At 46.3% G+C, this 7,037-nt stretch carries 13 protein-coding genes and 3 pseudogenes; 5 read left to right on the forward strand and 11 right to left on the reverse strand.

What is annotated here, in order from left to right; all coding sequences use genetic code 11:
* A partial coding sequence (locus tag FJU30_RS27405; protein ID WP_223881719.1) for a hypothetical protein occupies positions 1-237 on the forward strand: 237 nt, incomplete at its 5' end.
* Entirely contained in the window at positions 230-454 is a 225-nt protein-coding gene (locus FJU30_RS26440; protein ID WP_150437904.1) for a SymE family type I addiction module toxin, read from the forward strand. The genes FJU30_RS27405 and FJU30_RS26440, both read left to right, overlap by 8 nt.
* A gap of 71 nt (positions 455-525) precedes the next feature.
* On the opposite strand, the gene FJU30_RS26445 is transcribed toward FJU30_RS26440, so the two are convergent.
* From FJU30_RS26445 to FJU30_RS26460, 5 genes and pseudogenes are all read right to left on the reverse strand, one after another.
* The gene (locus FJU30_RS26445) at positions 526-852 is read right to left on the reverse strand and encodes a barstar family protein (protein WP_150437905.1); all 327 of its coding nucleotides are present in this window, start codon (positions 850-852) and stop codon (positions 526-528) included.
* Positions 852-1,142, reverse strand: a complete 291-nt coding sequence (locus FJU30_RS26450; protein WP_223881720.1) for a ribonuclease domain-containing protein — start codon at positions 1,140-1,142, stop codon at positions 852-854. Before FJU30_RS26450 ends, FJU30_RS26445 begins: the two co-directional genes overlap by 1 nt.
* A gap of 63 nt (positions 1,143-1,205) precedes the next feature.
* Positions 1,206-1,295 (reverse strand): annotated as a pseudogene (locus tag FJU30_RS27410) (RHS repeat domain-containing protein); the annotation flags it as partial.
* 377 nt (positions 1,296-1,672) lie between these two features.
* Positions 1,673-1,942, reverse strand: coding sequence for a hypothetical protein (locus FJU30_RS26455; RefSeq protein ID WP_150437906.1), 270 nt, complete (start codon positions 1,940-1,942; stop codon positions 1,673-1,675).
* Between the two features lie 14 nt (positions 1,943-1,956).
* Positions 1,957-2,547 (reverse strand): annotated as a pseudogene (locus FJU30_RS26460) (RHS repeat-associated core domain-containing protein); the annotation flags it as partial.
* A gap of 270 nt (positions 2,548-2,817) precedes the next feature.
* Between FJU30_RS26460 and FJU30_RS26465 the strand changes: the two are divergent.
* Positions 2,818-3,078 (forward strand): annotated as a pseudogene (locus FJU30_RS26465) (SymE family type I addiction module toxin); the annotation flags it as partial.
* Between the two features lie 49 nt (positions 3,079-3,127).
* Here the strand turns inward: FJU30_RS26465 and FJU30_RS26470 are convergent.
* Positions 3,128-3,466, reverse strand: coding sequence for a hypothetical protein (locus FJU30_RS26470; protein WP_150437907.1), 339 nt, complete (start codon positions 3,464-3,466; stop codon positions 3,128-3,130).
* A 122-nt stretch (positions 3,467-3,588) separates the two neighbouring features.
* Entirely contained in the window at positions 3,589-3,894 is a 306-nt protein-coding gene (locus tag FJU30_RS27695; RefSeq protein ID WP_395858981.1) for a hypothetical protein, read from the reverse strand.
* A 12-nt stretch (positions 3,895-3,906) separates the two neighbouring features.
* On the opposite strand from FJU30_RS27695, the gene FJU30_RS26480 reads away from it, so the two are divergent.
* A complete protein-coding gene (locus tag FJU30_RS26480) occupies positions 3,907-4,335 on the forward strand; it encodes a SymE family type I addiction module toxin (RefSeq protein WP_150437908.1) in 429 nt (142 codons plus the stop codon).
* A gap of 76 nt (positions 4,336-4,411) precedes the next feature.
* Here the strand turns inward: FJU30_RS26480 and FJU30_RS26485 are convergent, their stop codons facing one another.
* Together FJU30_RS26485 and FJU30_RS27700 are read right to left on the reverse strand one after the other, a co-directional pair.
* Positions 4,412-4,813, reverse strand: coding sequence for a hypothetical protein (locus FJU30_RS26485; RefSeq protein ID WP_150437909.1), 402 nt, complete (start codon positions 4,811-4,813; stop codon positions 4,412-4,414).
* Positions 4,810-5,592 (reverse strand): RHS repeat-associated core domain-containing protein, encoded by a 783-nt coding sequence (locus FJU30_RS27700; protein WP_395858978.1) that lies wholly within the window; start codon positions 5,590-5,592, stop codon positions 4,810-4,812. The genes FJU30_RS26485 and FJU30_RS27700 overlap by 4 nt, the downstream gene beginning before the upstream one ends.
* A 218-nt stretch (positions 5,593-5,810) precedes the next feature.
* Between FJU30_RS27700 and FJU30_RS27530 the strand changes: the two genes are divergently transcribed.
* Positions 5,811-5,981 carry a SymE family type I addiction module toxin gene (locus FJU30_RS27530; protein WP_317984064.1) on the forward strand — a complete coding sequence of 57 codons (171 nt, stop codon included), beginning with the start codon at positions 5,811-5,813 and terminating at the stop codon, positions 5,979-5,981.
* Between the two features lie 175 nt (positions 5,982-6,156).
* Here the strand turns inward: FJU30_RS27530 and FJU30_RS26500 are convergent, their stop codons facing one another.
* Both FJU30_RS26500 and FJU30_RS26505 read right to left on the reverse strand, forming a co-directional pair.
* Positions 6,157-6,489 (reverse strand): barstar family protein, encoded by a 333-nt coding sequence (locus FJU30_RS26500; RefSeq protein ID WP_150437911.1) that lies wholly within the window; start codon positions 6,487-6,489, stop codon positions 6,157-6,159.
* The coding region (locus FJU30_RS26505) for an RHS repeat-associated core domain-containing protein (RefSeq protein WP_317984065.1) at positions 6,489-7,037 on the reverse strand (549 nt) is incomplete at its 5' end. The genes FJU30_RS26505 and FJU30_RS26500, both read right to left, overlap by 1 nt.

Below are 7,037 nucleotides of genomic sequence, written 5' to 3' on the forward strand. Positions count from 1 at the left end.
GCTGTAGAGATAGCGGATGTTGCTGTCCGGCGTGCGGCTGCTCTGCTCGCCCGCCAGCCGCATTCCGCTCCACAGGAAGGTGATGACCTCCGCATCGGCGCCGGCCTCGCCGTGACGGTGCAGGATTTTGTGCGTGCGCCGGCCCAGCGCGTCGTAGTGGTACTCCGCGCGGCGGTATTCGGGGTGGCCTTCCAGAGGGGGCTACCACCCGCCGATGAGAACGTTGACTATGGCTGAGACGCATTCTAAGTCAGATGGCGCGGTAAATAAAGAAACCAAAACAGAACGTTACTACACCGTGGGATACGCCCCGCAAAACGGCAAGCCCAACCCAACGTCCGCGATTAACCTCAAAGGCCGATGGCTGGAGGAGTCGGCCTTTATGACCGGAATGCCCATCACTATTACCGTTGAGCGGGGCAGGCTGGTGATTGAGAGCGAGATTAATGTCTGATCGTTGAACTAAACAGCAGGTAAAAAATAGCCGGTTGAGATCACTTCCGGCTTATTAAATTACAGCCTCTATTAATTAAATAATAAATATATTAAAGGGTCGTCACCAAATGATATTGAACCATAATTAATTGCCTTTATTGATAGCAAGAAATTATATCTAAGTTCATCAGATATGCGGTCTATTTTTTTTACTTCCAACAACAAACATTCATCTTTCTTGAGATGAATACTACTCATGCCATCTTCTGGATATCTAAGGCTATTCAAGCAATCATTAAATGCATTAAAATTCATCCCGTAAAAATCAGGGAATCCAAATAATACTTTCATCGCATTATGAAAATCATCAACAGTTTTGATATAAGAAAAATCGATAGACAGCTTTTTTAACTTCATTACTTCCACCCTCCAAGATTAATTTCTATAAAAGAATTATAGTGATCGTGGCTGTAATATGCTTGCCCAGTTTTTTTATCAACAACAATACGTCTTGTTCCTCGATTACCCACCCCAGGCGTTCTTACTGTCCATTCTTGGTAAGGCCCACTACCTGTATTAAGACGTTGGCTATTAGGAGATATACGATAATTATTTTCAAAAGTTATGCCATCTCTAGCATGAGCAGGACGGTTTAACTTTATATTATCTATAGTATTTTGAAGTTCTCGCATTTCTTTAGGGGTCATATCATGCCCCCATTTATCTTTAATGGCAGCATGAGCCTGCTTTGGATTCTTAGCTGAATGAGTACATTTCAGCCCAAGCGGATCGATCCAAGATAACGGATTAGGCGCATACTGGTAAAGATTCAGCCCACCCGCCAGCCCTATCGGGTCAAGTGCAACAATCCATCCAATGTTCGAGTCGTACTACCGATTTCGGCTGTAAACTACCTTACATAACGTCATCATAGTTGTAGGAAATCAGACATGCTACCGCCCTGAAGACGCATACAGGGCCAGCCACCGTTTTTAAAATCTAGCAGCCGGAGCATTATCTTCGCGTCATGCAGGGCTGCCTCATTATCATCGCGCAGGATCTCCGTGAGCGGTGGGGCAACCGGCAAGCACTCAGTATCACACCCTTCGATGAGTACGTCGCCACAAGCTGGCTCAACCGCTTTCTCGGCAAGCTGGATCTGGCGGGGATGAAGGATAATAACTGACCGATAATTAAAAACCCGGAATAGGTTAGGGAACTTTTCCGGCTATAATAATTAATTGGTTTTCAAATAGGAATCGACGGACTTTTCTATATTATCCAGAAAATTAGTTATGGGATGAAGATAATCATTGTACATTTCCGCATATCGACGAGGAAAACCTCTTAATGGATTATTAACAAGAGCATTGTTAGTAATTTTACTTTTTAACCGCTCAAGGTCATCAATTAATTCCTTTAGTCCACCTTTTTTTTCATTAATCATAACATTTTCAATATACGCGCGCGCCTTATCTATTTCGATTAAAACTTCATTTTTTTTCATGAGGTAAACCTCCATTATAAGAACCTAACATCACTTATCCAGCTTATCGGATAACCTTGTGGTAATAATATCTGGTCAGTGCCACCGTTAAGAACAGCGCCTGACATCATTGTTTGCTGTTCAACTTTTCCAATTTGAAGGACTGTCCCTTTAGGTACTTTAATCATAACCTCAAATTGTCTTGTGTTTTTCCATTCAGGTAAAAGCGCTGAATCTATTTTCACCTGTATCTTATTCAAAGCAGGAGATGTAGTGACAAAAGAACCATCTATTTTTGCATTACCACCAAACACCCTATACAAGGTTATCTCTTCTGTAGTTACTACAGTTTTATACTCTCCGTTTTTAAAGGATTTTTTTATCCAATCAGGCAAATCAGCTTTATCGATTTCCCTGTATTTTCCTTCGATTCCACATTTACTCAGCCCCAGCGGATCAACCCATCCCAGCGGATTCGGCGCATACTGATAAAGGTTTATTCCCCCCGCCAGCCCTATCGGATCCGGCTGGGTAAACCGCCCGCACTGCGGGTCGTAGTACCTGAACAGGTTATAATGCAGGCCGGTTTCCCGGTCAAGGTACTGTCCCTGAAATCGCAGATTTTGCGGGCCGTTCAGCCGGCCGGGGTGGCTTTCATATTCAGTTTCGCCCCAGTCGCATTCCGCTCCACAGGAAGGTGATGACCTCCGCATCGGCGCCGGCCTCGCCGTGACGGTGCAGGATTTTGTGCGTGCGCCGGCCCAGCGCGTCGTAGCGGTATTCGGGGGGGGCCTCCAGAGGGGGCTACCACCCGCCGACGAGAATGTTGACTATGGCTGACGGATACCACTGTTTTTAAAATCTCTCAGCCGGAGCGCTATTAGCGTGTCGGCTACCGGCCCAACAGGGGCGACACCTCCACACCCGCCATCAATATTAGCGGCAAGTGGCTACAGGAAGCCGGGTCCAGTACCGGGCAACCGCTCAAGCTGCGCGTGATGCCGGGCTGCCTCGTCATCACCGTGCAGGATATCCGCGAACTGTGGTTTATGCTGCCGGGGCTGAGTCGCGCCCCGTTCGATGAGCGCGCCGCCGCTGAGTGGCTGGGCGCTTTTCCCGGCGGGCTGGATCTGGCGGAGATTACAGGCAGTGACTGACCGATGATAAAAAAGCCGGAAGGATCGTTAAGATCGCTTCCGGCTTTTTTTATTTTCCTCTTATTTTTGCCAGCCCTTTCTCAAGGCGACTTATGTTTTCGTATTTATCAGGGGCTGTGCTTCTTGCAAGATAATTATACCAACCATCAACTGTATTTTTAAATAATGCCAAACCATCCTCGGTAATATTTGACATTTTAATAACTGTGTCAGTTTTTAATTCCCCTTGTTCATCAAAAGGATCCACACCAACTAATAGCCCATTATTTTTCAAAAAACCTAACAATACAGTTGAGCTTTTAATAATTTCCTCTTGCCATTGCTTACTCTTGTTTCTCGTGAGCAACATTTGAACATTATGTAAAGTAAAATCAGTTTCACCCATCATTTCACCCCAATGACTATTGAGAGTTCATCCAATTGAATTAACTCACCTGTATTTTTATTTTTTATAAAAATCCCTCCAGCTTCACGAACTCTTCCTTCTTTCGCTATTTGGGGGCCTTTGTTTTAAGCACCTGTTCGGCTCGTTATTTCAACAGGCCGCCACTGACCATCCTGACCTTTCACCACAAAGTCAATTCTTCTTCTTTCGCCCGTCAGAGGATCTTTTACTGACCGGCCTGTAGAATCACGTAAGTAACGCTCGCTGAGCACATTTTCTTTGCCATAACGGCGTTCCAGTATTCCCTGAGCTCTTTTCTCTCGTGCTGTTCCGTCTACTTTATTCTGGATGCATTTCAGACCGAGAGGGTCGATCCAACTGAGGGGGTTCGGACCGTAAGCATAGAGGTTAATACCACCTTCCAGCCCTATCGGATCATAGGAATGATCGCGACCGGTTTTCGAATTGTACTACCGGTTTCGGTTGTAAGTTACCTTCATACCTTCGTCGTAGTATCGGAAACCATTCACGCTACCGCCCTGAACACGCATTCTACGCCAGACACCACTGTTTTTAAAATCTCTCAGCACGAGCGCTATCAGCGTGTCGGCTACCGGCCCGACAGGGGCGACACCTCCACGCCCGCCATCAATATCAGCGGCAAGTGGCTACAGGAAGCCGGGTTCAGCACCGGGCAGCCGCTCAAGCTGCGCGTGATGCCGGGTTGCATCGTCATCACCGTGCAGGATTTGCGGGAGTTGTGGCACTGTCTGGAAGGACTCAGGCGGGAACCGTTCGATGAACGCGCCGCCGCCGACTGGCTTAACCGCTTTCCCGGCGGGCTGGATCTGGCGGGGATAATGAATCAGTAAATAACCGCGACTGAACGACAGATAAAATAAAGTCGGAGGGATCGTTTAGAGCGCTTCCGGCTATTTATTTTAATAATCACCATGATTTTATTGCAGTTGAAAATAATTCTTCCTCAAAAAAAACTTTCACATTATGGTTAGTTATCAAAATTTTTTGCCCATCTTTTTTCTCTTCTAAATAACTAACATTAATTTCATTTAAATAACCCTTAAAGTTATCAATAGATGTACTTCCAGTTATTTTATTTTTATTAATGTACAGCTGTAATACACGAGATATTTCATACTGGACCAAGCACAACTTATAATTATCAAACAGTAACTCGATACCACTATAATAAATAGCAAAAGAACCTGAGTGTTTGTCTAACTCATATGACCTATAATTTTTTAAACCACCTAACACAGTTTCATAAAATTCGCCAAAAGCAAAAGATGTTCTTCCATTAACCAAAAAAGACTGAAAAGTCATATTCATGTTATTAACCACAAGATTTCTTTAAACCTTATCAAACCTCTTTCTGCTTGCTGGTAAATACCTGTTCCAGGCTTCCCGTGATTAATCACTTGCTCAAATTCTCGGATCGCTCTTTTCGTTTGAGATATAGTCTCAGTCATAATTTTAGAGTTATTTTCCATACCTTTAATGGCTTTATCTACCTCTTTTAAAACTTTACGGTCATTTGCCATTTCACCCCACCTAAACCACTGACCGTCATTACCTAGCCTTGCTTCAGATACTTTTCTTCCATTAACAAAAACATCAGCATGGGGGCCTTTAACAAGGACATCATCACGGTATGGTTGCATTTTTACAGTACAACCAGCCAAACCCAACGGGTCGATCCACGTCAGCGGATTCGGTGCGTAAGCGTAGTTGTTTAATCCACCAAGTAGCCCTATCGGGTCCGGCTGGGTAAACCGCCCGTACTGCGGGTCGTAGTACCTGAGCAGGTTATAATGCAGGCCGGTTTCCCGGTCAAGGTATTGTCCCTGAAATCTCAGATTTTGCGGGCCGTTCAGCCGGCCGGGGTGGCTTTCATATTCAGTTTCGCCCCAGTCGCTGAATCGGCCGCGCCACACCGTGTCGCCCTGTTCATCCGTCATCCCGAGCGGCAGGCCGGTGTGGAAGTAATACACCGTGTCGCGGCCGGCGCGGTGGTCGACCCGCGCCAGCGGCTCGTAACTGTCTTCGCTGCAGAGATAGCGGATGTTGCTGTCCGGCGTGCGGCTGCTCTGCCCGCCCGCCAGCCTCATTCCGCTCCACAGGAAGGTGATGACCTCCGCATCGGCGCCGGCCTCGCCGTGACGGTGCAGGATTTTGTGCGTGCGCCGGCCCAGTGCGTCGTAGCGGTATTCGGGGCGGCCCTCCAGAGGAGGCTACCACCCGCCGACGAGAACGTTGATTATGGCTGACGCGCATTCTTCGCCAGATACCACCGTTTTTAAAATCTCTCAGCCGGCGCGCTATCAGCGTGTCGGCTACCGGCCCGACAGGAGCGGACACCTCCACGCCCGCCATCAATATCAGCGGCAAGTGGCTACAGGAAGCCGGGTTCAGCACCGGGCAGTCGCTTAAGCTGCGCGTCATGCCGGGCTGCCTCGTCTTACCGTGCTGGATATTCGGGAGCTGTGGCGTTGTCTGAGGGGGCTCAGCCGGGAGCCGTTCGATGAACACGCCGCCGCCGACTGGCTTAACTGCTTTCCCGGCGGTCTGGAACGGGCAAGGAATAATGCGTAAATAGCCTCAATTGAGTGGCAGATAATAATAAGCCGGAAGGATCATCGCGATCTCTTCCGGCTATTATTATCAATGCAAACTTACTTAATAAAACATAATAAAATTGCTGGCTCTAATCCTTTGAACTGATATTTGTAGTTAACATATTCCACAATATGTATTATTGAATCCTTTAATTTCACGTCAGCGCTAGAGAAATTTTTTATATTTAAAGACAAACAGCCATCTTCACTAACATTTACCTTTATCATCCCTTCATCTGGATATCTAACTCCAAACATGCAATCAATAACAGCATCTATATTTCTTCCAAAAAAATCAGGAAAACCAAGCTTAAGTGATAATTCATCATATAGTTCGTCTACGGTCTTTATAGACGAAAAATTTAAAGTTATAGACTTTTCCACTCGCATTATTTCCATCCCCCGAGATTGATTTCCACGAAAGAATCATAATGATCATGACTATAGTAGGCACGGCCTGTTTTGCTATCAACAACTATTCTTCGTGCTCCATTAGTCCCTACATCTGGTGTTTTCACTGTCCATTCCCTATATGGGCCACTACCTGTATCTAAACGCTGACTATTTGGATTTCCCACAGTATGGGTGTTACTGAAAGGAGTTCCATCATTTGAATAACGGGGTTTATTCAATTTAATTCTATCTACGGTATTTTGAAGTTCGCGCATGTCTCTTTTTGTCATGCTGTGACCCCATTTATCTTTAATTGATGCATGGAGTTGCTTTGGATTCTTTGCAAAATGAGTACATTTCAGCCCAAGCGGATCGATCCAAGATAACGGATTAGGCGCGTACTGGTATAGATTGATCCCCCCCGCCAGCCCTATCGGGTCCGGCTGGGTAAACCGCCCGCACTGCGGGTCGTAGTACCTGAACAGGTTATAATGCAGGCCGGTTTCCCGGTCAAGGTACTGTCCCTGAAATCGCAGATTTTGCGG

This window comes from Affinibrenneria salicis (genome assembly GCF_008710095.1).